Annotated in this window: 17 protein-coding genes and 1 pseudogene; 6 read left to right on the top strand and 12 right to left on the bottom strand. The window is 48.2% G+C overall.

Annotated features, from left to right (window positions below; all coding sequences use genetic code 11):
- Positions 1 to 467 precede the first annotated feature (467 nt).
- The 6 genes from ACTHUG_RS10825 to ACTHUG_RS10800 form a co-directional block, all read right to left on the bottom strand.
- Positions 468 to 1,085, bottom strand: a complete 618-nt coding sequence (locus ACTHUG_RS10825) for an NAD(P)H-binding protein (protein WP_440386705.1) — start codon at positions 1,083 to 1,085, stop codon at positions 468 to 470.
- 92 nt (positions 1,086 to 1,177) lie between these two features.
- Entirely contained in the window at positions 1,178 to 2,998 is a 1,821-nt protein-coding gene (gene hutW / locus ACTHUG_RS10820) for a heme anaerobic degradation radical SAM methyltransferase ChuW/HutW (protein WP_440386706.1), read from the bottom strand.
- Positions 2,999 to 3,272: 274 nt separating this feature from the next.
- Complete coding sequence (locus ACTHUG_RS10815) at positions 3,273 to 3,998, bottom strand: ABC transporter ATP-binding protein (RefSeq protein ID WP_440386707.1); 726 nt, start codon at positions 3,996 to 3,998, stop codon at positions 3,273 to 3,275.
- A gap of 45 nt (positions 3,999 to 4,043) precedes the next feature.
- The gene (locus ACTHUG_RS10810; RefSeq protein ID WP_440386708.1) at positions 4,044 to 4,985 is read right to left on the bottom strand and encodes a FecCD family ABC transporter permease; all 942 of its coding nucleotides are present in this window, start codon (positions 4,983 to 4,985) and stop codon (positions 4,044 to 4,046) included.
- 138 nt (positions 4,986 to 5,123) lie between these two features.
- On the bottom strand, positions 5,124 to 5,915 hold the full coding sequence (locus ACTHUG_RS10805; RefSeq protein WP_440386709.1) for a heme/hemin ABC transporter substrate-binding protein: 792 nt from the start codon (positions 5,913 to 5,915) through the stop codon (positions 5,124 to 5,126).
- Between the two features lie 72 nt (positions 5,916 to 5,987).
- Complete coding sequence (locus tag ACTHUG_RS10800) at positions 5,988 to 8,186, bottom strand: TonB-dependent hemoglobin/transferrin/lactoferrin family receptor (RefSeq protein ID WP_440386710.1); 2,199 nt, start codon at positions 8,184 to 8,186, stop codon at positions 5,988 to 5,990.
- Positions 8,187 to 8,780: 594 nt separating this feature from the next.
- On the opposite strand from ACTHUG_RS10800, the gene ACTHUG_RS10795 reads away from it, so the two are divergent.
- Both ACTHUG_RS10795 and ACTHUG_RS10790 read left to right on the top strand, forming a co-directional pair.
- The gene (locus ACTHUG_RS10795; protein WP_440386711.1) at positions 8,781 to 12,047 is read left to right on the top strand and encodes a TonB-dependent receptor domain-containing protein; all 3,267 of its coding nucleotides are present in this window, start codon (positions 8,781 to 8,783) and stop codon (positions 12,045 to 12,047) included.
- Positions 12,048 to 12,108: 61 nt separating this feature from the next.
- A pseudogene (locus ACTHUG_RS10790) lies at positions 12,109 to 12,375 on the top strand (LysR substrate-binding domain-containing protein); the annotation flags it as partial.
- A 56-nt stretch (positions 12,376 to 12,431) separates the two neighbouring features.
- Here the strand turns inward: ACTHUG_RS10790 and ACTHUG_RS10785 are convergent.
- Complete coding sequence (locus ACTHUG_RS10785; protein ID WP_440386712.1) at positions 12,432 to 13,010, bottom strand: NAD(P)H-dependent oxidoreductase; 579 nt, start codon at positions 13,008 to 13,010, stop codon at positions 12,432 to 12,434.
- 384 nt (positions 13,011 to 13,394) lie between these two features.
- The gene (gene mobA, locus ACTHUG_RS10780; RefSeq protein ID WP_036490834.1) at positions 13,395 to 13,976 is read right to left on the bottom strand and encodes a molybdenum cofactor guanylyltransferase MobA; all 582 of its coding nucleotides are present in this window, start codon (positions 13,974 to 13,976) and stop codon (positions 13,395 to 13,397) included.
- Positions 13,977 to 14,235: 259 nt separating this feature from the next.
- On the opposite strand from mobA, the gene ACTHUG_RS10775 reads away from it, so the two are divergent.
- From ACTHUG_RS10775 to trmB, 3 genes are all read left to right on the top strand, one after another.
- Complete coding sequence (locus tag ACTHUG_RS10775) at positions 14,236 to 15,996, top strand: histidine kinase (protein ID WP_440386713.1); 1,761 nt, start codon at positions 14,236 to 14,238, stop codon at positions 15,994 to 15,996.
- Positions 15,993 to 16,649 carry a response regulator gene (locus ACTHUG_RS10770; protein ID WP_003680203.1) on the top strand — a complete coding sequence of 219 codons (657 nt, stop codon included), beginning with the start codon at positions 15,993 to 15,995 and terminating at the stop codon, positions 16,647 to 16,649. The genes ACTHUG_RS10775 and ACTHUG_RS10770 overlap by 4 nt, the downstream gene beginning before the upstream one ends.
- 137 nt (positions 16,650 to 16,786) lie before the next feature.
- Entirely contained in the window at positions 16,787 to 17,503 is a 717-nt protein-coding gene (gene trmB, locus ACTHUG_RS10765; protein ID WP_440386714.1) for a tRNA (guanosine(46)-N7)-methyltransferase TrmB, read from the top strand.
- 59 nt (positions 17,504 to 17,562) lie between these two features.
- Here trmB and ilvA read toward each other — a convergent pair whose 3' ends face one another.
- On the bottom strand, positions 17,563 to 19,086 hold the full coding sequence (gene ilvA / locus ACTHUG_RS10760; protein WP_440386715.1) for a threonine ammonia-lyase, biosynthetic: 1,524 nt from the start codon (positions 19,084 to 19,086) through the stop codon (positions 17,563 to 17,565).
- A 204-nt stretch (positions 19,087 to 19,290) separates the two neighbouring features.
- On the opposite strand from ilvA, the gene ACTHUG_RS10755 reads away from it, so the two are divergent.
- Positions 19,291 to 20,508 carry a D-alanyl-D-alanine carboxypeptidase family protein gene (locus ACTHUG_RS10755; RefSeq protein ID WP_440386716.1) on the top strand — a complete coding sequence of 406 codons (1,218 nt, stop codon included), beginning with the start codon at positions 19,291 to 19,293 and terminating at the stop codon, positions 20,506 to 20,508.
- Positions 20,509 to 20,612: 104 nt separating this feature from the next.
- Here ACTHUG_RS10755 and ACTHUG_RS10750 read toward each other — a convergent pair whose 3' ends face one another.
- The 3 genes from ACTHUG_RS10750 to ACTHUG_RS10740 form a co-directional block, all read right to left on the bottom strand.
- On the bottom strand, positions 20,613 to 23,078 hold the full coding sequence (locus ACTHUG_RS10750) for a calcium-binding protein (protein WP_440386717.1): 2,466 nt from the start codon (positions 23,076 to 23,078) through the stop codon (positions 20,613 to 20,615).
- A gap of 306 nt (positions 23,079 to 23,384) precedes the next feature.
- On the bottom strand, positions 23,385 to 23,645 hold the full coding sequence (locus tag ACTHUG_RS10745; protein ID WP_440386718.1) for a hypothetical protein: 261 nt from the start codon (positions 23,643 to 23,645) through the stop codon (positions 23,385 to 23,387).
- A 9-nt stretch (positions 23,646 to 23,654) separates the two neighbouring features.
- Positions 23,655 to 25,283, bottom strand: coding sequence for an ABC-F family ATPase (locus ACTHUG_RS10740; protein WP_070814066.1), 1,629 nt, complete (start codon positions 25,281 to 25,283; stop codon positions 23,655 to 23,657).
- Positions 25,284 to 25,329: the final 46 nt, after the last annotated feature.

The following is a 25,329-nucleotide window of genomic DNA, read 5'->3' as shown; positions in this document are numbered from 1 at the left end:
AAAAGGCCGTCTGAACGGTTGAAATAAGGGATAAAATACCATTTTACCCTGCCCTATTCCACCATTCAGGGAAAAAGTGGTAAATTAATCAACCACAATTCTCTTAAAACCTATTGATTTTATACTAAAAATTGGAGTACTATGAGCATACTCTCTAGAGTATTATTAATTCTCATTTGACATATAGGAACAAAACAGCGGAATTTGTAGAAGAATAGGGAAAAGGAAATTAATTTATATTATGTTAAATTCATAATGCCAGCATTTTAGCCTGTTAAATCCTGTTTTACTCAGTAGTTCAATTACTTACAGAATTCAAAAGTAAAAAGTCGTCTGAAATTTTTCAGACGGCCTTTTATTTATATCTCCCAGTCTTTTCTCAGCAAATCCTTTATTGTTTGATCGGCTGCTAATCAATTACCTACTCCAACTTTAACAATGGAAAGTGGGCAATCTACTCAATCCGTTTATGCCGTACCAACGCTATACGTTTCGCACTTGCTGTCCGCTTGGCCGACAATAGCAGCAACGGCGGCGGCCAAGCCGTTGCGCGTCATGTATTTTTGCGGAATTTCTTGGGCATTTTGTATCAAGGTATAGGCATTATCTTCGCCATCGGCAAGGCCGCAGGGGCGCAAAATGGTCCAATTCAAACCGCTTTGTTTGAGATAGATTTCGGCTTCTGTTTTGGCACGGACAGCTTCGCCGAGTGCTTGTTTGAACGGCTCTCTCATCATATCCCATTGTTCGCCGCAGCCCATGCTGGTAATCAGTACAAAGCGGGCTTGCGGATTGGCGGCTTTCGTAGCGGCAATGATGTTGATATTGCCCAGCGCATCACTGCGGATGCCCTCTTCGTTTTTGCCGCCGACAAAACTGATCACGGTATCGGGACGGTATTGTGCCAACGCTTTATCGAGTGCATCGGCATCAAGCGCATCGGCGACGATGGTTTGAATATTGTGTTCGGCAAAAAAGCTGTCTTCAGACGGTCTTCTCAATACGGCGACGGTATCGGCTGAGTTAGTCAATGTGCGGATATAGGCGCGGCCGGACGGGCCGTTGGCTCCGAAGATGAGTTGCATGTTTGAGATTCCTTTGTATGGTAGATGTTTATTGTTAGAAAATCCGCTCCTCTATGTAACAAGGAACGGATTATCAGGCCGTCTGAAACCGTTTAAGCGGCATCAAACAGTTTGCGCATGGCTTCGATTTGATGTTGTTTCAACTCGCCTGCTTCGTCGCGACCGACGAAAATTTTAAACATGGCACCGCCGTTGCGGTTGATAAAGTTGAGCGAGCAAGTGGCTTTACCCATGAACGGACGTTCCAAAAGGTAGATGGAGGCGCAGTTTTCGTAGTAGATGTGGCCGTGTACGCCGCCGTCGGTTTCGGGATGGTCAAAATTGTAGAAACCGCGGCCGACTTTGCCGTTAGGCAGTTTGCCGCTGACTTCGACGATGGCATCGGGGGTGTGGGCGATGAAGGTAACGGATTCATCCCATGCAGCGATGGCTTGGAGAATTTCGACAATGCGGCTGCCTTCGGTTTGGCACACGTTCTCTTCAGGCAGGCAGCGGATAACGTCTTCAAAACTGCATTGGTTTTGCGCGGCCAGCATTTCCAGCACTTGGCCGGGATTTTTTTCTAATGATTGGCGCAACATGGTTTGTTGTTCGGCTGAAAGTTTTTGCATGGTTTGATCCTTTTCTTGAGTCGGAAGAGTGAGCATGAGTTTGCGGATAAGGGTGGGCGACCAATAACGGCCGCTGGTATTCAAACGGATCAGGCCGTCTGAATCGGGTTCTTTAAAAAGCTGCATTTCCTGCCATTGGGCAATCAGCTTTTGCGCTGCTTTGTTGCCGTCAAACAATGATGGATTCAGACGGCCTGTTTCAATATCGTGCTGGACTTTGCTGAGTAGTGCTTTATTTGGGCTATGGCCGCTCATAAATGCGATGTTTTTCTCGCCTTTCGGCGTGGCGAGATAGCTCTCTAAATCGCCCTGCACCTGATAGCTGAAACCGCCGAAGTTACCGCCTGCGCCGGAGCCGAACGCCAAACAGGAAATATCGGATTTGATCAGGGTATTGTAGCGGTTGCGTTCGCCGCGGCCGGGATAGGCGAAGTGGCTGTTACTGACCTGTTCCCAGCCTTTTTCCAGCAGCGTTTCAACCGTGTAGGCATATTGGTCTGCCTGAATATCGAAACCCGGCGGTGTCGGAAATGCGCCTTTTTCAATCATGCGGTTGATGGGCAGCATGGGATAAAGGTTGAACGCATACGTATCCAAACCGGACAGAGGCAGCTCGACGGCGCGGGCAATATCGTTTTGCCAAACTTCATCGGTTTGATTGGGCAGGCCGAACATCAAATCAGCCACAATCACGGCATCGAGTTCGCACAATTTTGCCAAATATTCAAACGCCTCGTCGCCGCTGTGTTTGCGGCCGAGACGGCGGCGGATGGCGGTATTGAAGGTTTGCACGCCGATGGAAATGCGGTTGGCCCCTGCTTTGAGACAAGCCTGTGCTTTTTCTAAATCGAAATGGCTCATGCGCCCTTCGATGGTGAACTCGCAGTCTTCGGCAAGCGGCAGATATTGGTAGCAGGCACGAATCAGGCGGACGAGGTCTTCCGTAAGCAACGCGGTCGGCGTACCGCCCCCGAAATAAACGGCTCGGATTTTGCCCTTGCCTGTACGGACTTCGGCTTCAGCGGCCATTTCTTCGATAATTTTGTCGGTGTACACGCTGCTTTGGCTGTCCTTCCACGCATTACGGTAGAAGCCGCAAAAAACGCAGTGGTTGGCGCAAAATGGAATATGCAGATAAGCAAGCGCGTCCACATCGGCGGCATAGGGAAGCTTTTTCTTCCAAATGTTCTGCCACTGGGGGCGCGGCATTGGAACGCCGCCCCAAACAGGCATTAATGCCTGACGTTCGGGAAATGCCTTGGGCGCGGATTGTTTCGGAGTCCAAACAAGCTGCTGTACCATGATAATGATTAATAAAAATTATTAATAAGATTTATATATTAAATAACCATCATCATTTTCTTGTCAATATTTTTGTGTAATTAAAAATTAGTATTATTTTAAAATATTGTATTCTATAAATAATAAAATATATTTCTATTTGATGGAAATCGGCATTTTACTTGTGAAATGCGCAAAATTTGGTTCTTCAAGCTGAGAACATCCTCCCATCTCGTTTTATTTTTGAACAATACAATAAATTTTATTTATCGTTTTTCAGACGGCCTTTTGGCGCTCAGCTTCTGAAATAAAACCCTGCCTCATCTTTGCAACGGCGTATCTGCCAACCGTAAACCGATTCAAGCAAGTCGGGGCGCATCACTTCGCCCACCTTGCCTGATGCAACTACTTTTCCCTTATTCATCAAGATAATATGTTCCGCATAACGCGCGGCGAGGTTTAAATCGTGCAATACCATCATTGATGAGGCACGGTTCGAATGCCCGACCAAATACTGCATCAGGCGGTGTTGGTGGCGGATATCGAGATGGTTGCACGGTTCGTCCAAAAGCAAGACCGGCGCGTTTTGCAACAGGGCGCGGATGATGTTGGCGCGTTGCTGTTCGCCTCCTGAGAGCTTGCCGATGCGCTTATCCGCCAAGACCGTCAAATCAAAATAATCGAGCAACTCGTCCGCCCATTCATGGTTCAGACGGCCTTTTTGTACGAACGACGCCAACGCAATGTATTCGCGTACGGTCATCGGCATGTTGTAACGGCCATGCTGCCCGACCCATGCCACCCTGCCCGCGCGGATTTGCTGCACAACGGCCTCACCGAAAAGCGTGATTTCCCCCTGCCCTGTTTGCCCGATTAGGGCCCGCAGCAAAGTAGATTTACCCGCACCATTCGGGCCGATAATGACGGTTATGCCGTGAGGTATATCCAGTTGATCGATTTCAAGCAGGGTTTTGTCTTGGACGCAGACGGAAAGATTACGGATTTGAAATAAGGTGTGCATGGCAAAAGATATGGGCAATGAAGTTTCAGACGGCCTATTCAGGCATCAACGGCTTTTCAAAGGCTTGATAAACAAATACATAAAAAACGGTCCGCCCAATAAGGCAATCACGATACCGACCGGCAAATCGACAGGGTATGTCAGCCAGCGCGCCGCGCCGTCCACCACCATCAAAAATACTGCGCCCAACCAAGCCGACAGCGCAATCAGTTTGCGGCGGCTGCCGCCGACGGTTTGCGCCAGCATATTGGGGATCATCATGCCGAGAAAACCGATGATGCCCGAAAGCGACACCGCCGCCCCCGTCATCAATGCCGCGCCGATTACGGTTTGCACGCGCAATGCCCCGACCGACACCCCCATACTGGCAGCCGTGTCTTCACCTGTCATCAAAACGTCCAGCCGCCTGCCTGCCGACAGCAAAATCAGAAAACCGGGCAACATGACCGCGATTGCCGCGACAGGCGATGAGAAACCGGCTTCGGCAAGGCTGCCCGACAGCCATGTGGTTGCACTGCGCAATACCAAATCGTCAGACAAAAACAAAATCATGCTGACCACCGCGCCCGAAAACGCGCTCAACACAAATCCCAACACCAGCAATCCCAAAGTACCGCCGCCAAGCAGTTTGTGCACCGCCAAAATCAGCAGGCACACGCCCAATGCACCAAGAAAAGCCGCCGCCGGCACACCCATCGCGTCGCCGCCCAGAGCCAATAACACAATCACGCCCAAAGCTGCCCCGCCCGATGTCCCGATCAAACTTGGATCGGCCAGCGGGTTCTCAAATAAAGCCTGCAATGCTGCGCCCGAAGCGGACAAACCGGCTCCGACCAAAAGCGCGGTATAGATGCGCGGTAAACGAATTTGGCGGACGGTTTCATCCATCGCCAGCGGCGACTCCCACGCGCCAAAACCGATGCCGCAGCACAAATAAACGGCGGCGGCAGTAAGCAGCAGACAAAGGGTAAGGATATGCGGTTTCATGACATCATGCGGTTTAAGCGGATTGAGGAACGGTTTCAGACGGCCTTTTTAAGACAGCCGTTTTGCTTCCTCAATAAGAAAGAACACATCAAGGCCGTCTGAAAACAAAATCAGGCAGGATTTTCAAATCAGGCGCGTTTATTTTGCCAAACCGTGCAAACGCTGAATCACTTGCGGCGTATCCAGCCCGTAACGGAACATATCGTTGGCCTTCCACAAATAAATCTTGCCGTTTTTCGCGGCTGGCGAGCCGGCGATTTCGGGGCGTGCGGCAAAAGTTTTGACATTGCCTATCATGGCGGTGTTGTGGTCGGCGATAATGATGATGTCGGGTTTGGCCGCAATCCATGCCTCACGCGTCATCGGTTTGAGGCCGTCAATGGTGGCTGCGGCATTGATACCACCGGCACGGCGGATGATTTCGTCGGCGGCGGTATTCTTGCCCGATACGATGCGCCCGTCGTAGCTGAAGAGGTAGCGTTTGCCGCTGGAAGGCTGCTGTTTCATATCCGCCTGCCATTTACTGGCCAACTTGTCTGCCTGCACGCTTTTGCCGATAAGCTGACCGATGCTGCGGATACTTTGCGGATAGGCGGCGATGCTGTCGTCGGGCGCAACATTGACGGCTTTAATGCCTGCTTTTTGCAGGTGGGCAAAAATATCGGCAGGCTGCGCCATCCATGAACCGATGGCGATGTCGGGTTTGGCGGCCACAATCGGCTCAACCGTCAGGCGGCGATGAATGCCGATACTGGGCTTGTTTTTCAACGCTGGATTTTGAACGGTCTGATCACGGCCGACGATTTCGTCCAATGCGCCGAGCGCGGCAACGATGTCTGCCGTATCGGGGGTTAACACGACGATGCGTTGTGCGTGTGCAGTGCCGTCCAACGAAATAAGCGCGGAAAGCAGGAGGAGTTTGAGTTTCATTGATTTTCCTTGTCGAATGCTTTCAGACGGCCTGCTCGCTTTCTCAGGCCGTCTGAAAACGGTTGAATCACATTAGAACTTCAGTTGTACAGTCGCGGCAAAATTGCGGCCGGTTTCGGTGTACAAGTCCATCACGCTTGAGCGACTCATGCCGGCAACGTCTGCGTGCTGCCAGTATTTTTTGTTGCCGACGTTATAAATGTTTGCACCGATTTCGAGGTTTTTAAACGGCTTGTACCACGCACCGACATCCCATACGCCATACCCCGGCGCTTGGAAAACAGTGTCGCTGCTGACGCGGCTGTGTTTTTTTGACCAGCGCAGCTTGGTGCCGACACCCCATTTTTCCTGCGTGTAATCCAAACCCAAAACGCCGTTGAGCGGATAAGCGGAATCCAGCGGCGTACCGTCTTGCTGTTTGCCGCTCATCCAAGCGATGCTGCCGGAAACCTGCCAGCCCGGCAGGAATTTGTAGGCGGCAGAGGCTTCTGCACCGTAGGTTTTGACCCTATCTAGGTTTTGATATTGGTACTGGATAATCGGGCGGCCGCCTATGGTGGAAGTGCCGACTTCGGTGCGGTCGATGAAGTTGCGGTAACGGTTGTAGAACGCGGTAACTTGCGCGCGGGCGTGTTCGTTTTTGAACTTCATCCCCAACTCAAAGCTGTTGGATCGTTCGGATTTGAGATTCGCATTCGGGATGACGGCATAGCCGTAGGTCGTGTTGGCAAACGCCATGGTCGCGCTGTCAAACGGCGGCGTGCGGAAGCCTTGGGAATAAGTAGCAAAACCGGTGAACTGCTCACCCATCGGTACGCTCAGGCGCAGGCTGGGCGTGAACGCAGAATCGCTGAAGCGCGTCGCTGTTCCGCTGGGGTTGGCATTGAGATAGGCTTGGTCGGTCGAAGTGTTCAGCTTGTCTTTTTCGTAACGCAGGGCCGGGGTCAGGACGATGCCGTTGCCGAAAGTCAGGCTGTCTTGTGCGTAAACGCTAAACGTTTTGCGCTTGCTGTCGGGGAAGGTTTTATTCGGATAGGTGCTGCCTGCATAGACTTTGCTGACAGCGCCGGTCAGGTTGTCCACTGTCAGGCTGTCACGCGGACGGGCGGTTTCGGTGTGTTTGTATTCGGCACCGGCAACGACGCTTTGTTTGACCGCACCGTCAAATTCCCACACGCCGCGCCCGTTCAGCCCGCGTATGGTCTGATTGAAACCGTAGTCGGAATAACGGGTCGAGTTACCTAATAGACGTGCGCCCATGCGCGTCATGCTGATATCGACGGCATCGTCTTCTGTACGCAGTTTTTGCTGATAGGCAGTCAGGTTTGCTTCTTTCAGACGGCCTTCGCCAGTGTAGCGGTAGCCTGCTTCGATACGTTGACGGCGGATGCGGTCTCGGGCGTTGCTCTCAGATGTTGCGATGGTTACCGGCCCGCGCGATTGCGAACCCAAGCCGTTTGCCAATACAGTATCGTTGGCATGGTAATACTGTTCGTACAAAGTTTCAAAACGGTGGCGTTCGTTGCCGATATTGCCTTTCGCTAAGATATTGTAGGCATTGTTTTTCTGCGGGTTGGTAGCAGTACGTGCAGTCGAGTAGCTGGTATCGCTGCCCATGTTTTCGGTTTCATGACCTTGACGGCGCGTCAGCATCAGCAGACCTTCGGCGTTTTCATGGAAACCTGCCACAGTCGCAGTAACCCCATGGCTGCGGTCGCGGCTTCGGTAACCGTGTTTCAACCCAAAATAACCGCGTTTGCCTTCATCGACGAAATCACTTGGAGAAAGCGTCACCATGTTCACCACGCCGCCGAGCGCATCGCTGCCGTAGAGCACGGAATAAGGTCCTTTGACAATATCGACCTGCTTGAGCGTGTCGCTTTCGACCATATCGCGTCCCGAAATCGCACCATTGGAGCCGCCGCCTGCATAAGATTCGGGAATGCGCACACCGTCCACCATCATCAAAATGCGGTTGCCGTCTATGCCTCGGATATTGATACCGGCATGACCGCGGCGGTTGTTGTCAGACGGCACGCTGACGCCGGATTCATACATTACAATATCGTCCAAATTCTGCGCCGAGGCTTGATTCAAGGTTTTGCGTCCAATAACCGACACATTCGGCGCGGCTTTATCCAAGGTTTGCGCATTGCGGTCGGCCGTAACCACCACAGGCTCTATTTCTGCCTGAGCCACCGGCATCTGAGCCGCATATAACTGTCCGGAAAAAACCGCCCCTACCACACAGGCAATCACTTTCTTTTTCATTACACAACCTTATTATTTGAATAATAATGGTTTGCATTTATAAAATAAATAGGCGGTTTTTGCAAGTTTAGGAACTGCAAGACACCAATAACAACCATTTCAAATCGCAAAATACAGTATGACGCAGCTAAATCAGTAATTTATGAACCAGGGGTAAAGTACCCGACCTTGTCAGCGTAGAAAACCCATCCACCGTCTTTGACCAAAAATCTCACATCGGCAATTGGGAAGCCGACACCTTCATCGGCAAAACCAGAAAAGCACATCGCCGAAAAAACATTTAGCTTACGAAACGCCAAGTGTTTTATTTTTAAATCTGTTCCAACCACTTGTGCCCGAGTGTTGCATTTGAAATTCGAATCAAAAGCTATCTGAAATTTTCAAACAAGTTTTTATTTGTCCCTCTTATCCCTCATCCTTCTATCTACTTCAAACTCAAAAAACATTTCCATATTATTAAAAATTAGTTAGAATTTCACAAAATTATAAATAATAATCAAACTTATTTGTATTATTTTAGTCAGAGTGTAATCGCATCTATTCGGTCTGTCTTGTTCAGACGACCTTACCAATCAAGTTATATGGATACATTCTATGCAACCGATCAAAGTTACCACCCTCTCCGCCTGCATCGCCGCCATTGGTTTTGCACCTACCGTTTATGCTGCAGATAATTCGACAGTTATTCTCGATACCATCACTGTCAAAGGCACGCGCAATAAAGACGAAATCGGTAAAAACCGGGTTTATACCCGCGAAATCGTCAATCTTTACAAAGGCAAAAACGAAGTTGAAACCTTCAAAGGCAACACCGTATCCGACCTTTTAAGCGGTATGTCCGGCGTGTACAGCGGCGACGCGCGCAACAGCGGCGCGCTGGATCCCAATATACGCGGCGTGCAGGGGCAGGGACGGATTCCCGTTACCATCGACGGCACCGAGCAGGCGATTACCGTCTGGCGCGGCTACGCAGGCGCAAACAACCGCAACTACGTCGACCCCAACATCATCAGCAGCGTTTCCATCGAAAAAGGCCCTTCGTTCAGCCGTGATATGAAAAGCGGCATAGGCGGCTCCGTCGCCCTGAAAACCATCGATGCCGACGATATTGTCCCCGAAGGGCAGAAATACGGATTTGAAGTGAAGGCGGAAGCTGCCAACAATTCCATCAAAAGGCGTGAGAATGCTTATGAACATTCAGTCGATTATCGAACCTTGCCTGTTCCCGCAGTAGCGACGGGCGGTATTTGGCGTTCGTTTTTTGACGATACCGACCGAATCGACCAGCGTTTCAACGGACGCAATAAATTTGGTGAGGATAAAGCCTACCGCATCGCCGCTGCCACCAAGCAGGACAATTTCGATGCCATGCTCGCCTATGCCTACCGCAGTAAAGGCAATTATTTTTCCGGCAAAAAAGGGGCGGAACGCTACGGCTATATCGGTCCTTGGACACAAGAAACTTTAGACGAATTGAAACGTCGTCAAGAAGAAGCCGCTGCCAAGGGTGAGAAATTTTTCGGCAGTGAAAACATGCTGGGCGCACCCGATATTTCAAAAATCGGACTTTTTTATCATCCGGGCGGGGAAGTCAGCAATACCTCGCTCGAAACCAAATCATGGGTAGGTAAAACCACCTTCCGTCTGCCGAACCGCCAAACGCTCAAATTCGGCCTGCGCCATACCGATTCCACGTTCGGCGAAATTATGCCTTCGCGCATTATCGGCCCCATCAGTTGGGATGCGTCCGTCCTCAACAAAATTGCCGAATGGCCGCAGGCATGGGTAAAACAGCGTTCCTACAATATCGACTATTCGTGGAAGCCCGAGGGCAGCCGTTGGATAGATTTCGATGCCACGCTTTGGACAACGCGCACCAAATCCAAAACCAATACCGCAGGCGGCTCACCCGGCGATACCGTTTATGAGGACAACAAATTTCAAATAGCATGGGACGAATACGACAGATGGCAGAAATACACTCCCGCAGAGCGGCAGGAATTGCTGGATGCAGGAATAGAAGCCCCCAAACCGCCCAAACCTGAAACGCCCAATACCAACGGCAGGTTCAACACTATCGAAGGCAACGCCTATTACGCCCGTAACAACCGGACAGGCTTTCAATTCTCCAACCGTATGAAATTGAGCGACAAACTGTCGTTGACCTTGATGGGCGATTTTCAAAATGAAAAACTGACGTCGCGCAATGATTTTTCAGACGAGCTGGAGCGGGGAGGATACGACAAATATCGTGAAGAACTCGAAAACAGCACCATCAGGGCAAATTATGAATTGAACCAATATGGCGTACCTCGAAACGGCAAGCGGCGAGAATACAATCTGGGCTTCAATTTCCACTACGAACCGTTCCGCTGGCTGACGTTGACGGCGGGCGGACGGTACACGAATTTCCAGCTTCAGGACAAAAGCAAACGCTTGGAAAGCGGTAAGAACAAATATGGTCACCCGCTGGAAATGAACAGGGGGATAAAATATTCGGTCGGCAGGGTTGCCACGCCGCAAGAATACGCGGATTACAAGGCAATTGACGATGCTTTGGCAAATGGCAGTCTTGATTATGCTTTATATATGGCGGATGAATATTCAGAACAAAGAAAAAAACATGAACAAATTAGCCTGTCTTCGTTTCAAGTCAATTCACAATTTATTCCGACTTTGACAGTTGATCGCGAAAAATGGGTCAATCCTAATGAAAAGGTGGATTTCTATTGGTTGAAAGACGATAAAGGCCGTCTGAATATGCAGGATCATCCCCTTACCAACGGCAGCATTCCTGATTTGCACACCAAAGTCCCCAATCCTGTATATGACCCGTCTATTCCGGACAGTCCGCAATTTGTACCTAAATACTACGCAGCCAGTGCAAGTGTTTACACAACGCCAATGACCGAAGCCGAAAGGCAGAGGGCAATGAAGCAGAAAGGCAGCGGTTGGGTACCCGCATTTTCTGCCACTGTCAATTTTACTGATTACAGCCGCGCCTATTTGCGCTATACCGAAACCCTGCGCTACCCCAGCATTTTTGAAGGGACTTACGGCTTTTCTACCGCCGCCGGCTCATTCAACCGCATGGGCTATGGCTGGCGGCCCGAACACGCCAAAAACTGGGAAGTCGGCTACATCCATGATTTGACGGGGCTGTTACCGAAAATGAAAAAAGCGGATTTCCGCATTAACTACTTCCATAACAAGACCAAAAACGTTATCGACAGGGACGACAATCTCGAATTCGAACAATTCGACAGACAAATCCGCAGTGGTGTCGAGCTGTCCACCCGCTTCGATACCGGACGCGTCTTCGGCAGCCTGAACGTATTCCGCAGCCTGAAAAACAAAATGTGCGACGAAAATTTCCCTTGGACATCCGCAACAGAGGGCATGGTTGATTCAAGCTATTTTGTGCAAAACGGTAAGACTATGAATCGTCCTGTCTGCAACCACGGCGGCTTGACCGATTCGGGCTATCTGGCAAGCGCGCTTCAACCTCGTTGGTCGATTGATGCCGAATTGGGCAGCCGTTTCCTTGCCAACAGGCTGGAAACAGGTGTGCGCCTTCATTACCACAGCCGTGTCTATGAAAACCGCAATGATGCATGGCAAGCCTTCTATGACACATTCAACCAATATATGGGAAGTAACCACAAGCCCCAGCATAACGATATGCGCTGGCAGCCTGTTGCGGTATGGGATGCCTACCTGCGTTATAAAATCGGCAAGAACCTGACTGCCGAGCTTGTTGGCAGCAACCTGACCAACCGCTACTACCTCGACCCGATGAGCCGTTCTTACCTGCCTGCACCGGGCAGAACCATCAGGATAGGGATAACTGGAAAATGGTAATGATCAATTAATCATTTTTAAAATTAAAAAACCGTCTGATCATTAGCAATGGGAATTCAAAGACAAAAAAGAGCGGATGACGTTCACGCCCAAATCGCAGTTTTCCATCAACAACCATCTGCGCCTGAAAGCCGTTTCAGACGGCCTCGTCATCGCGTGGGTAGCACATATGATCGTGGCGGATGCAATTCAATCAGGTCAGCTAGTCGAGTTACTTCCTGAATATGCGATGACTTACGATCCGCTTTACCTCTATTACCCCAGCCTCCGTGGGAATTCTAATATATTTAAGTTGATTATGGATGCGCTAAAAGTAAAAGCCGTCTGAAAATTCAGACGGCTTTTTATTGCAAAGTGCGGTCAGATTGCAAAGTACTTTTGCAATTAGCCAAATACTTTTTCCAAATGTGCTTGGTAATCAGCTAAGTATTTTTCTACTTGTGGATTTTTAATCACATCGTTACATAAGAATGTCGGCAGACGGGTCAGGCCGATGAACTCGTTGAGTTTGTGGAAGTGCATATACAATACATCTACACCTTTACCTTCGAAGAAGTCACCTTCACGGATGAACGCTTCAATCGGCGCATTCCAAGTAAGTGAAAGCATGTGTTTTTTGCCTTGTAACAAACCGCCTGTGCCGTAACCTTCGGATGGATTGACACGATGACGACCATCACTTTGATAAAGCTTGCCGTGTCCAGTGGTGAATACTTCGTCTATGTATTTTTTCACTGTCCAAGGTTCGTGCATCCACCAGCCCGGCATCTGCCAAATCACGGCATCCATCCACAAGAATTTTTCGATTTCTGCTTCAACGTCATAGCCGGCATCAATCACGGTTTCTTTAACATTGTGTCCAAGTGCGGTCAAAACTTCTTTCGCTTTTTTATGAAGTGTGTGATTTAACTCACCATGTGAATGTCCGAAATCTTTACCGCCGTCTAATAATAAAATATTCATTTGACTCTCCTAAACCAGACAATTCTAAAAAAGAGGGGCTGCTATTATGCCATTTTAGCCTTTATCTTGAAAGTATGGCCGTCTGAGCATCTTAAGCCATGCAACGTAAAATCAGAATATCCCGTGAATTTTTTCGGTTAACTGTTTTACGAGGATTTGTTCGTAGATAATTTGAACTTAGGCAGACTAAATGACCTAAAAGAAACAGCCGATAGGGAAAAGCCAAAGTTTATTTTAACGAAGAACGTATATTTTATTTAAATATACGGATTGATGAATTTCTAAGGGAACTAATTACAAGATAGTTATTACCTATTAAAAGATATTAAATAATCATCAATTTAGCATATCTCTACCTGAACATTAGTCCCCTTACCTACCCAACTACAAAGGCTGAGCCAAATCGTTTTCCGTGTTGTAGCTGATAAAATCCTGCTCATGAGGGAAAGGAACGACCCGTGCGCGTTGCTGCTGCAACCAGCCGCGTATGCTGCGCATTCCTGAATAAAGGTATGGCACGGTACTTTGTAGGATTTGCGGACGGATAAACATTACGCTGTAATGCGGTCTGGACGGGGTTTCAACGTAAAATGCATTGCACAACGGCGTGCGTTTGGCGATGGTCTCAAACTGGGAAACCAAGTTTTCAGGCAGGCGGGGCATATCGCAGGAGACGATAAGCAGCCAGTCTGCAGTAGCAATTTGCAAATCGTTGGCGGCGGTACACAAGGCGGCTAAAGGGCCGTAATGTTGCCATTGGCGCGCATCGGAGAAAACGTGCGCGCTGCGTTGGGCGTAGGATTCGAGATTGCGGTTGGCACTGATGGCGATATGGCTGACTTGCGGGCGGATTTTTTCGATAACGTGGTCTATCAAGGCTTTGTTATGCCACTGCACCAACCCTTTATCGACACCTCCCATCCGGCTTCCCTGCCCGCCGGCCAATATCAGTGCAAAAATTTTCATTTTGGTAGTCCTTTGCAAAGCAGAGTGTGTAAGTGTTATTCGCGATGTTGTATTTATGGAAGAAGTTTTAAGGCTTCAGGCCGTCTGAAACCTGGTTTTGTGATTTAATTCACTTAAGATGAATTTTATCATAACATGATTTTACATTAAACCCCTGTTTTTTCTTATCATAACCATACAATTATTTTAGACAGGTTGTTTATAGGCCGAAAGAATGATATTTTTATAAGATTATCGGATTAGTCTTCCTGCGTGCTTTATGCGTTTATTCTCCGGATCTTCAGACGGCCTGAGTCTGTCCTCGCGTTTAAAACTGCTGACTGTGTTATGGGTCGGCTCGGCTTTTTTATCGATTGCCTTTACCCTGCTGCTTTCTTGGCGTTTGGAAAGCGCGGCCAAAACGATTGAAGATGCGGGCAGCTTGAAAATGCAGGTGTATCGCTTGGCTTATATGGCAAGCGTCCGTACGCCCAATGCGCAAATCGACAACCAAATCAAAGAATTTGAACGTACGCTGGCCAATGTAACGCAAAGCGATGCCATTCATCCGCTGATTCCGTCACAAATGCCGCTCGCTTACGATTTGATCCAATCGATGCTGTTGATTGATTGGGAATCCAACATCAAGCCTTCTTTACAACATTACGAGCGGCCGACCCAAATCGGCCTGTACCGTTTTGCCGGCAATATCGAGCTGTTTTTACAGGCGATGGAAAACGCCAACGAGCAAAATACTTTGTGGCTGCGCCGTTTTCAAATGGCGATGATGCTGATGATTTTAGTGGCTGCCGGCTTGATGATTGTTTGGCATTATTCGTGGATCATCCGGCCGCTGGAAAAATTGCGCGACGGGGTGGAAACCATCAGCGAAGGCCGTTTCGGGGTTCAAATCGATACAGACCAAATTCGTGAATTTGCCCAAGTCAGCAAGGGCTTCAACCAAATGAGCCGCCGTCTGAAAACGCTTTATACGGATTTGGAAGGACAGGTTGCCCAACAAACCCAAGACTTGGCCCGGCAAAACCGTGATTTGACCCTGCTCTACCAGACTACGCGCAACCTGCACCAAACCTTTACGCCGCAACAGGCCGCAGAAGAATTCTTGGCTCAGATTCTGCCGGCGTTTTCCTCCTTGGGCGGTACGGTATATCTTTCCGATGAAGAACGCAAACGCTCTGACTTGGCGGCAAGTGTCGGTGAAACCGAAGAGGGAAATCGTGTAGAATTCCCAATCGTTTACCAAGACGAACAGCTCGGTGTATTAGCCCTGTATTTTTCAGACGGCCAGATGCCCAATGAGCAAGATGAAAAATTGTTGCAGACTTTAAGCGGACAGCTGGGGATTTCCATCGCCAACAACCGCATGGAACAAGAACGCCGCCTGCTTGCTGTCTTGCAGGAACGCAACTTGATTGCGCAAGGTTTGCATGACAGCATCGCGCAAGCTTTGACCTTTTTGAATTTGCAGGTACAAATGCTGGAAAGCGCGTTTGCTTCAGACCAACGCGAGCAGGCCGAAGAAAATATCGGCTTCATCAAAGACGGCGTGCAGGAATGCTACGAAGACGTACGCGAACTTTTGATGAATTTCCGCACCAAAATCAGTAATAAAGATTTTCCTGAAGCGGTAGAATCGCTGCTGGCGCGTTTTGAACGACAAACCGGTATTCCAGTTGATTTAAAATGGCAGGACGACGGGCAGGCTTTGAATTATGATGAGCATTTGCAAATCATCTTCATCTTGCAGGAAAGCCTGTCCAATATCCGGAAGCACGCCCGTGCGCAACATGTCAGCGTCGAAATTGCCAACCACGGCGATTTTGTCATGACGATTCGGGACGACGGCGCAGGCTTTAATAAAGAACACCTATCAAACCGGCCTTCAGGCGAACATGTCGGCTTGGGCATTATGCAAGAACGTGCCCAACGGATTAACGCAGAATTGGCCATTACATCGCAGATTGGGCAAGGTACGGCGGTTATGCTGACTTTGCCTCAACAAATGAGAACAGCATCATGACGATTAAAATTACCCTTATTGACGACCACACCCTATTTCGCAGCGGTATCAAGGCCTTGCTTTCGCGCCAGCCTGATTTTGAAGTCGTCGGCGAAGCTTCAGACGGCCTGGCCGGCGTAAAAATGGTTGAGCAGCTCAAGCCTGATGTAGTCTTGCTGGATTTGGATATGCCGGTCATGAACGGTCGCGAAGCATTGGCTCAAATTTTAAGTATTAATCCGCAGCTGACCGTCATTATGCTGACTGTTTCTGAAGACAGCGACGATTTGACCGAATGTATGCGTATGGGCGCAAAAGGCTTTTTGCTGAAAAACATCAATGCCGACTTCCTGTTGGAAAGCATCCGCAAAGCTGTTGATGGCGACAATGTCTTCTCTCCAGAAATGACCAGCCGCTTGGTGCAATCGCTGATTTCCCCTTCTCCTTCCCGCTCCGACCATCTGCTGGAGCAACTGACCCCGCGCGAAATGGAAATCTTGGGCTATCTTGCCGCCGGACACAGCAATAAAATCATTGCCCGCCATTTGAATCTGGCAGAGTCAACCGTTAAAGTGCATGTGCAAAACCTGTTGCGCAAGTTGAACCTAAGCAGCCGTGTACAAGCAGCGGTTTATGCGGTGCAACACAAAGTACCGCAACCGGTATTGTCTTAATCAGGCCGTCTGAAACCTTCTTTTTAAAAGGTTTCGGGAAGAGCGTTTATTCGCTATAATCACGCCGATTTATATGCAGGGTTGTCTGATTCTTTCAGACGGCCTTTTTATTTGATTTCTCACTGATTTAAAACAACATGTCCGAAAACATTCCAGAAAATACACCCGCAAATACCGTTCCTGAAGAACACAAACGCAGCATCCGCAGTTTCGTCTTGCGCCAAGGCCATATGACCGCGGCTCAACAGCGCGCCATTGATACGATGTGGCCGCAATTTGGTGTGGACTTCCAAGAAGCTCCTTTGGATTTGAACCGTGTATTCGGACGGAACAATCCTAAAGTATTGGAAATCGGTTTCGGTATGGGCGTCGCGACAGTGGAAATCGCCAAACATCTGCCCGATACCGACTTTTTAGCGATTGATGTTCACGGCCCGGGCGTGGGCAATATCTTGAAGCTGATTGAGGAAGAACACATTTCCAATATCCGCGTGATGCGTCATGATGCTGTGGAAGTAGTGGAAAAAATGCTGGAAGACGGTTCTTTAGACGGCATTCATATTTTCTTCCCCGACCCTTGGCACAAAAAACGCCACAATAAACGCCGCTTGGTACAAGTGCCGTTTGTTGAAAAGCTGCTGCCCAAACTCAAAAGCAGCGGCTATGTCCATATGGCGACCGACTGGGAAGAATACGCCGTGCAAATGCTGGAAGTTTTGAGCAGTTTCGACGCTTTGCAAAACACGGCTGCCGATTACGCCCCTACGCCTGATTATCGTCCTGAAACCAAGTTTGAAGCCCGCGGCAAGCGATTGGGTCATGGCGTTTGGGACTTGGTGTTCCGCAAAAAATAAAGCAAAATATAAAACACAAGGCCGTCTGAAAAGTTTCAGACGGCCTTTTATCTTATTGATTAAGCCAAGAAAAGTTTATAGGCCGGATTGTCGGTTTCCTCTTTATAGACATAACCCAAGCTATCCAAGAAGTCGGCAAACGCCTCATTGTCGCTTTCCGGCACATCGATACCGACCAAAATACGACCGTAGTCTGCGCCATGGTTGCGGTAATGGAATAAAGTAATATTCCACTCGGCACGCATATGGTTCAAGAAACGGGACAACGCACCCGGGCGCTCAGGAAATTCAAAGCTAACCAAACGTTCGTTGGCTACTTTTTCCGTCCGTCCGCCGACCATGTAACGGATATGGATTTTGGCGATTTCGTCATTGGTCAGATCGACATTGGGCAAGCCTGCGTCAGCCAATTGTTTGCTGATGACGGCCAAGTCTTGCGCACCGGCAGTTTGCAAGCCGACAAAAATATGCGCATTTTTATCGCTGCCGTAGCGATAGTTGAACTCAGTAATGTTCCGGCTTCCCAACAAATTGATAAACTTCAGGAAGCTGCCCTTTTCTTCGGGAATGGTAACGGCGAAAATGCCTTCATTGCCCTCGCCCAGCTCACTACGCTCTGAAACGTGGCGTAAGCGGTGGAAGTTCATGTTGGCGCCGCTGGTAACGGCAACTAAGTTTTGGCCTTGAATATTGTTTTTCGCAACGTAAGCCTTCAGGCCGGCAAGTGCCAATGCGCCCGCAGGCTCGGTAATGCTGCGCGTATCGTCAAAAATATCTTTAATCGCGCCGCACAACATATCCGTATTGACCGTAATAATTTCGTCCAACAGCTCTTTACACAGGCGGAAGGTTTCCTCGCCCACCACTTTAACCGCAGTACCGTCTGAAAACAGGCCGACATCTTTCAAATGTACGATTTCACCTGCCTCTACCGATTGCTTCATACAGCAAGAGTCATCGGTTTGCACACCAATCACTTTAATCTCAGGGCAAACCTGTTTGATAAATGCCGCTACGCCTGCTGCCAAACCGCCGCCGCCAATCGGAACAAAAATCGCATTGATATTACGGTGTTGACGGAGGATTTCCATGCCGATGGTTCCCTGACCGGCAATTACGTCAGGATCATCAAAGGGCGCAATATAGGTTAGTTTTTCCTTTTCTGCCAACTCCATCGCATAATCATAGGCATCGTTGTAAGACACGCCTTTCAATACCACTTCGCCGCCTCGGCTCTTTACCGCATCGATTTTGATTTTAGGCGTTGTTTCCGGCATCACGATAACGGCACGGCAACCCAAATACTGCGCCGATAAAGCCACACCCTGCGCATGGTTGCCGGCGCTGGCAGCAATCACGCCGCAATCCAAGGCTTCTTTCGGCAGCTTCGCCATTTTGTTGTACGCGCCGCGGATTTTAAACGAAAACACAGGCTGCAAATCTTCGCGCTTGAGTAAAACCTGATTGTTCAGACGGCCTGACAGACTGCGAGCCAAATCCAAGGGCGTTTCTACGGCCACATCATAAACGGAAGCGGTCAAAATACGGGTTAGATAATCAGAAAGAGGAAGGGAATGGTTCATGGTATTTTAGTGTTCGGAAATAAATTGCAATTCGGTCAAATCAACCGGAGGAAAAAGTTAAAACCATACCCCTGAGGCCGTCTGAAGGCAAGAAAAATCTTAGCAAATCCTGAATGAAACGGTATAATGTCCGCTTACTATCTATTTAGTATGCCAAACTGTTTACTCAATAACAGTATCCACCCATATTCAAATCTACAAACAATGATGAAAAAAACGCTACTTAGCTTAATTTTTGCTGCCCTCCTGAATACCCACGCCCTTGCCGCCGATCCAGTTGCCTCCGCACCTGCCGTACAAGGCGAGGCACAGCCGCAGCCATTGTTGCACAGCATCAACAGTCCGACAACGCCTCCGGAAATCGCGGCGACTGCCTACATCGTTACCGACCTGCACAGCAAGCAAACCTTGGCATCCAACAATGCCGACGCGCCTATCGAACCTGCCGCGTTGACGCAAATGATGACTGCCTACCTTGCCTTTAAAGCATTAGAAAACGGTACACTTGAAGCAAGCCAAATGCTGACCGTTTCCAATGCTGCATGGAAGGTCGAAGGTTCGCGTATGTTCCTCGACCCAAAAGTGCCTGTCAGCGTCAGCTCCTTAATTAAGGGGACAACCATCCAATCGGCCAACGATGCCGCCATCACCCTTGCAGAAGCCATCGGCAACGGCTCCATCGACGAATTTGTCAAACAAATGAATGAAGAAGCCAAACGCTTGGGCATGAAGCACACCCACTTCAACAATCCGACCGGCATTTCTTCTAACGGCCATGTTTCAACCGTTGGCGACTTGGCCATTTTGGCAGCCGCGCTGATCAACGACTATCCGAAATACTATCCTTTGTTTGCAAACAAATCTTTCAAATACAATAATATCGAGCAGCCCAACCGCAACCTCCTGCTCTATCGCGACAGCAGTATCGACGGTTTAAAAACCGGCTATTCTGAAGGCGCAGGCTATCATCTTGCTGCTTCCAGCAAACGCAACAACCGCCGTATTGTTTCCATCCTTGCCGGTGCCGAATCTACCGAAGCACGCGCCAGCGAAAGCAGCAAACTGCTCAACTGGTCATTGCAGGCATTTGATACGCCTAAACTTTACAACGGCGGAGAAGTGATTTCCCAAGTCAAAGTTTACAAAGGCAGCGCCAAAGCCGTAGATATCGGTTTCTTGGACGATGTTTACATTACCATCCCCCACGATACCGGCAAAAACGTCAAACCAATCTTAGAAACACTTCAGCCCGTCCTCGCCCCAATTGAAAAAGGCCAAGTATTGGGCAAACTGAAAGTCATGAAAGACGGCAAAGTCATTGCCGAAAAAGACGCCGTCGCGCTAAACGGTGTGGAAGAAGGCAGCTGGCTGCTCCGTATGTGGGATGCGATTGTGTTGTGGTTTAAAGGTTTATTCAGTTAATGCTCTTCTAAACAACCAACCATAACAAGATAAGCAACAAAAGGCCGTCTGAAATCTGTTTTCCAGTTTTCAGACGGCCTTTATTCAGCCTAAAAAACAGCTAATTAAATGATTCCAGCGTTGGCGGCAGATACTGCATCATCGTGAACATCAGCCGTATTGACAGACGAGTAGCTCATGCGCTCAGTGTGCGTATTGACGGCTGACAAATGACTGATATTGCCGTTGCCTGACAATCTACCCATCAACTCTTGCAGGCTCAATGTACCTTCATCGAAACGGAAGGTATCAATCACAGCATCAGTTTTACCGGAAACGAACTGATCATTGATGGTAATGCTGTCCCCTTCTGATCCCTTGATGGTAATTTTCCAATCAGTATTGCCTCGAACATCGGTGGCAACATCAATGTGCAGGTCATTAACAGAGATATTTTGGCCGAATTGCAACGCATTATGTTCGCCCACATTATCGACAATCGTATCCTTACCTTCTCCAAGGCTGAAAACATAAGTATCGGCACCCTTGCCGCCAACCAAGTAATCGGTTCCTTGTCCGCCGAATAAAACGTCGTCGCCATCACCCCCACTCAAACGGTCATCGCCACTTTCTCCCCATAAGGTATCGTTGCCATTACCTCCATGTACAGAATCATTGCCCATACCGCCATTAAGACGATCGTCTCCATCATAGCCGAAAATGACATCATCACCTGAATCACCGTTAATCGTATCATTACCCAAACTACCTCTGATCCGGTCATTGCCATCGCCGCCACTGACAAGAGCATGGCTGCTGTCCGTAATGGTTATGATGTTATCCTCCCCTAAATGAAGCGAGGCTTGGGTAAGACTGTGATCATCTACTTCCGCTACATTTTTTGCAGAATTATTTTCTGCTACCGAAAGGCTGTGATTATTTTCGATGGTCAATGTAGTCTCGTTTACAGACTCCGGAATATTACCTTCTTTAGGATTACGGGTTTTGGTAATTTCTTGGTCGGAAAGATTATTCACAATAGTGTTATTTTCAATTTTGATATTTTTGAGTTCTCCCAAAATATCTTTTTTGGGAGTAGCATAATCCCTGCCTTCTTCCAAATCGATAGAACCTTTAACACGACCATATGTGTCCGCATTAGTCCCGTTGCTTACCAGTAAATTATCGTGAACGGAAATACCCGTATCATTGAAATCAAAATTATGGCTTTTTTTGAATACAGTGTTTAAGCGTACGCCGCCCCAATTGGTATTATCTTTGATAAGGTTATTGGCTACTTCATGACCTTTGCCGCCAAAGATACCAATACCGGCCGCACGCCAGCCTAATTCAACGGTATTATTCAAAAAGCGGTTATTTTCAGCAACATGGGCATTAGTATTTTCATGAATGCTCGACCATGTTGCTAATCCATCATCACCATTGCCACGGATATTGGAATTGATAACGGTGGAATTGCTGGTACCTTGGGCAAAGTTAACGCCATCTGCCAAGTTATTGCGAATAGTGGCATTAGAAATAGTCAAACCATCAGTGTAATTTAAAGGTTTGTTTTGAGAATAATCTCCAATCCATACGCCAGCTTCAAAATGTTCAATTTTGATATCGTGAATAGAAGAGCCGGTACCTAAAGTGCCGGATATCCCTTTATAATTGGCTTTCTCATCATGTCTTGAATTTAGATTTGAATCCATAGAGAGATTGCCCAAATCTATATCTTTACTACCGGGTTCAAAAGTAATACCGCCGCCACCGCTCACATACCCATTATCATCGTATTTAGCAGCTTCTGTATTCAAAAAATGTAACTTAGTGTGCCATTGCCCTGCACCGGTAATCTTAATACCATCAGGAACATAAAGAGAAATTGGTCGTGAAAAATCAAATTGACCTTCAGGAAGGTAAACAGATTTTTTAGACGCTTTGGCAGATTCAATCGCAGCCATAAATGCTTGGTAATCATCCGAGCCGTCATTGGCAACTGCGCCGAAATCAGTAATGCTAACACTGTTTTCAGGCTGTCTAATGGCGTCCGGTGCTTTTTCCAAATCAACCAAGTCAATGCCTACGGGCGTGCTGTCGAGATTAGTGATGGTAACTGTATCTCCTTTATTGATATGGGCATCTTTAAATAATTGGCTGACTTCGTCAAATTGGAAACGGGCAAGCCTATCTGCCGCGGGTGTATCATGAACTTTAATATCGCCATTCGGATGATATTTGTAGTTATCTAAATATTGCCAGTTGGATTTGGAAGATAAATCCAAAGTCCCGATCACTGTATTATTGACTTTGACTTCTACTTTACCGCTTTCACCGTCAGGAACGGTATAGCGGACGGTTACGGCATTGGCATCTGCTTGTGCAATAAATGACACAGATGCATTAGTCGGCAAATCAACATATGCCTGACCGCTTGCTTCACGGGCGGTTGCGTGTTCTGCCTCTGAAGAAGGGGCATTTTTAACAACACCGTTTTTCAGTTCACCTTGTTCTGCCTCATAAGTCGTATAGCCAAGTTCGGCACCATATTGAGAGGCATTGGGCACTGCTGTTTTAATGTTTACCATTTAATATATTCCTTCAAAAATGTCGTAATATTAAGTATTCTTTTGCAAAAAAACTTTTATTAGTCATAATTTTGGCATAAAAGTTCAATATGGTATTGTTTAATTTTGAAAAGAAAATGCCGTCTGAAAATATAGAAATTTTCAGACGGCATCTCAATGCCTTATTAGATTGGGGGTAAAGATTTAAGCCAAACCTTTTTTTCCAGATATCTTTCAATTACCTGTTTATATTCAGATGTATCATTCAATTCAATGATTCATATGGATATTTTCTTCTAGCAAGTACATACTATCTAGAACCTTAATTTACTGCGACTTATCTTTCTGCCATGCTTGGTATGAACGAATGGCTAAAAACAGGCAGACAATCCAAATTATGCCCAAGAAGCCCCAAACACCGGTTGCACCAAACTCATTAAATAACCAAGCCACTGCTCGGCCTTTACGAGAAGCATGTTCAGTGTCGACAACATTTACAGCGTCTCCAAGCGTAATGTACCAGCCCAATACAGGCAACACGATTAGCGCAAGCAGGTTTTGTAGTAGTTTTTTAAGATGTGCATTCATATTGTTTCCTTACAAAACTCCTTTTTTCTCCAGATAGCTTTCGTAATCGCCCAAGTAGTGTTCATATCCGCCTTTGCCATCCAATTCGATGATTTGGGTAGCCAGTGAAGATACAAACTGACGGTCGTGCGATACGAAAATCAGCGTACCGTTGTATTTTTCCAGCGCCATGTTCAGCGATTCGATGCTTTCCATGTCCATGTGGTTGGTCGGTTCGTCCATAACCAAGACATTGGGTTTCAACAGCAACAGTTTGCCATAAAGCATACGGCCTTTTTCACCACCGGAAAGAACCTTCACTTTTTTCACAACATCGTTGCTGCCGAAGAGCAAGCGGCCCAAAGTGCCGCGGATGACTTGTTCGTCATCGCCTTCCTGGCCCCATTGACGCATCCATTCAGTCAAATCCATATCAACGTCGAAGTCGTTTTCATGGTCTTGCGGATAGTAGCCGACACTGGCTTTTTCTGCCCATTTGATGGTGCCTTCGTCCGGCAACAGGCCGTCTGAATATTCGGGGTTGTACGCGCCGGCCAAAAGTTTCAACAGGGTAGATTTACCTGCGCCGTTCGGGCCGATGATGGCAAGGCGTTGACCGGCTTCAAGGATGAAGTTCAGGTTTTTAAACAACTGGGTTTCAAAACGTTTGGCCAGTTTTTCAACTTCCACAGCCTGACGGTGCAACTTGGCTTTTTCATCGGCTTCAAAACGGATATACGGGTTTTGACGGGTAGAAGGCTTGACTTCGACCATCTCCGATTTGATTTTGTCTGCTTGTTTCAGACGGCTGGTTGCCTGACGGGCTTTGGATTTGTTCGCAGAGAAGCGGGCGACGAACTCTTGCAGCTCTTGCAGTTTCTCTTTGGCTTTGGCGTTGTCTTTCAGGGCGCGCTCACGCGATTGGGCGGAAGCGAGCATGTAGTCGTCGTAGTTGCCCGGATAGATGGTGATGGTGTTATAGTCCAAATCCGCCATGTGGGTGCAGACTTCGTTCAAAAAGTGACGGTCGTGCGAAATGATAATCATGGTGGAGTCGTATTGGTTCAACACGCCTTCCAACCAGCGGATGGTATTAATGTCCAAGTTATTGGTCGGTTCGTCTAAGAGCAATACATCTGGCTTGGAGAACAGGGCTTGCGCCAGCAATACGCGCAATTTGAAACCCGGGGCAACTTCTGCCATGGTCGCATTGTGCAAATCTTCGGAAATGCCCACGCCGCTCAACAATTCGGCAGCGCGTGCTTCGGCGGTGTAGCCGTCGTATTCGGCGAACTTAGCTTCCAGTTCGGCGGCTTTCATGTAGTCGTCTTCGGTCGCTTCGGGATTGGCGTAAATCGCGTCGCGTTCGGTCATTGCCGCCCACATTTCGGTGTGCCCCATCATCACCACGTCCAGCACGCGCATGTCTTCGTAGGCAAACTGGTCTTGGCGCAATTTACCCAAACGCACGCCGTTTTCAATCGCGACTTCGCCGGCGGTCTGTTCCAAATCGCCGCCGAGGATTTTCATGAAGGTGGATTTGCCTGAGCCGTTGGCGCCGATCAAGCCGTAACGGTTGCCTTCGCCGAATTTGACGGATACGTTTTCAAACAGCGGCTTTGCGCCGAACTGCATGGTGATGCCGTTGGTAGAAATCATTATTCGTAAAACCTTTATAAATAGAATGTTATAATCGGAGGCGATT

The sequence above is a fragment of the Neisseria sp. P0022.S009 genome (genome assembly GCF_051956675.1).
Classification (GTDB): domain Bacteria; phylum Pseudomonadota; class Gammaproteobacteria; order Burkholderiales; family Neisseriaceae; genus Neisseria.
Note: the sequence above shows the minus strand (reverse complement) of the source record. Positions and strands in the feature narration are given on the sequence as shown.

Excerpts from the sequence above, each read along its gene's own strand:
- ilvA (WP_440386715.1), bottom strand. The coding sequence starts at position 19,086 with ATGAACCATTCCCTTCCTCTTTCTGATTATCTAACCCGTATTTTGACC.
- trmB (WP_440386714.1), top strand. The coding sequence starts at position 16,787 with ATGTCCGAAAACATTCCAGAAAATACACCCGCAAATACCGTTCCTGAA.
- ACTHUG_RS10825 (WP_440386705.1), bottom strand. The coding sequence starts at position 1,085 with ATGCAACTCATCTTCGGAGCCAACGGCCCGTCCGGCCGCGCCTATATC.
- ACTHUG_RS10775 (WP_440386713.1), top strand. The coding sequence starts at position 14,236 with ATGCGTTTATTCTCCGGATCTTCAGACGGCCTGAGTCTGTCCTCGCGT.
- ACTHUG_RS10750 (WP_440386717.1), bottom strand. The coding sequence starts at position 23,078 with ATGGTAAACATTAAAACAGCAGTGCCCAATGCCTCTCAATATGGTGCC.
- ACTHUG_RS10815 (WP_440386707.1), bottom strand. The coding sequence starts at position 3,998 with ATGCACACCTTATTTCAAATCCGTAATCTTTCCGTCTGCGTCCAAGAC.
- ACTHUG_RS10805 (WP_440386709.1), bottom strand. The coding sequence starts at position 5,915 with ATGAAACTCAAACTCCTCCTGCTTTCCGCGCTTATTTCGTTGGACGGC.
- ACTHUG_RS10810 (WP_440386708.1), bottom strand. The coding sequence starts at position 4,985 with ATGAAACCGCATATCCTTACCCTTTGTCTGCTGCTTACTGCCGCCGCC.
- hutW (WP_440386706.1), bottom strand. The coding sequence starts at position 2,998 with ATGGTACAGCAGCTTGTTTGGACTCCGAAACAATCCGCGCCCAAGGCA.
- ACTHUG_RS10800 (WP_440386710.1), bottom strand. The coding sequence starts at position 8,186 with ATGAAAAAGAAAGTGATTGCCTGTGTGGTAGGGGCGGTTTTTTCCGGA.
- ACTHUG_RS10740 (WP_070814066.1), bottom strand. The coding sequence starts at position 25,283 with ATGATTTCTACCAACGGCATCACCATGCAGTTCGGCGCAAAGCCGCTG.
- ACTHUG_RS10745 (WP_440386718.1), bottom strand. The coding sequence starts at position 23,645 with ATGAATGCACATCTTAAAAAACTACTACAAAACCTGCTTGCGCTAATC.
- ACTHUG_RS10785 (WP_440386712.1), bottom strand. The coding sequence starts at position 13,010 with ATGAATATTTTATTATTAGACGGCGGTAAAGATTTCGGACATTCACAT.
- ACTHUG_RS10770 (WP_003680203.1), top strand. The coding sequence starts at position 15,993 with ATGACGATTAAAATTACCCTTATTGACGACCACACCCTATTTCGCAGC.
- ACTHUG_RS10795 (WP_440386711.1), top strand. The coding sequence starts at position 8,781 with ATGCAACCGATCAAAGTTACCACCCTCTCCGCCTGCATCGCCGCCATT.
- ACTHUG_RS10755 (WP_440386716.1), top strand. The coding sequence starts at position 19,291 with ATGATGAAAAAAACGCTACTTAGCTTAATTTTTGCTGCCCTCCTGAAT.
- mobA (WP_036490834.1), bottom strand. The coding sequence starts at position 13,976 with ATGAAAATTTTTGCACTGATATTGGCCGGCGGGCAGGGAAGCCGGATG.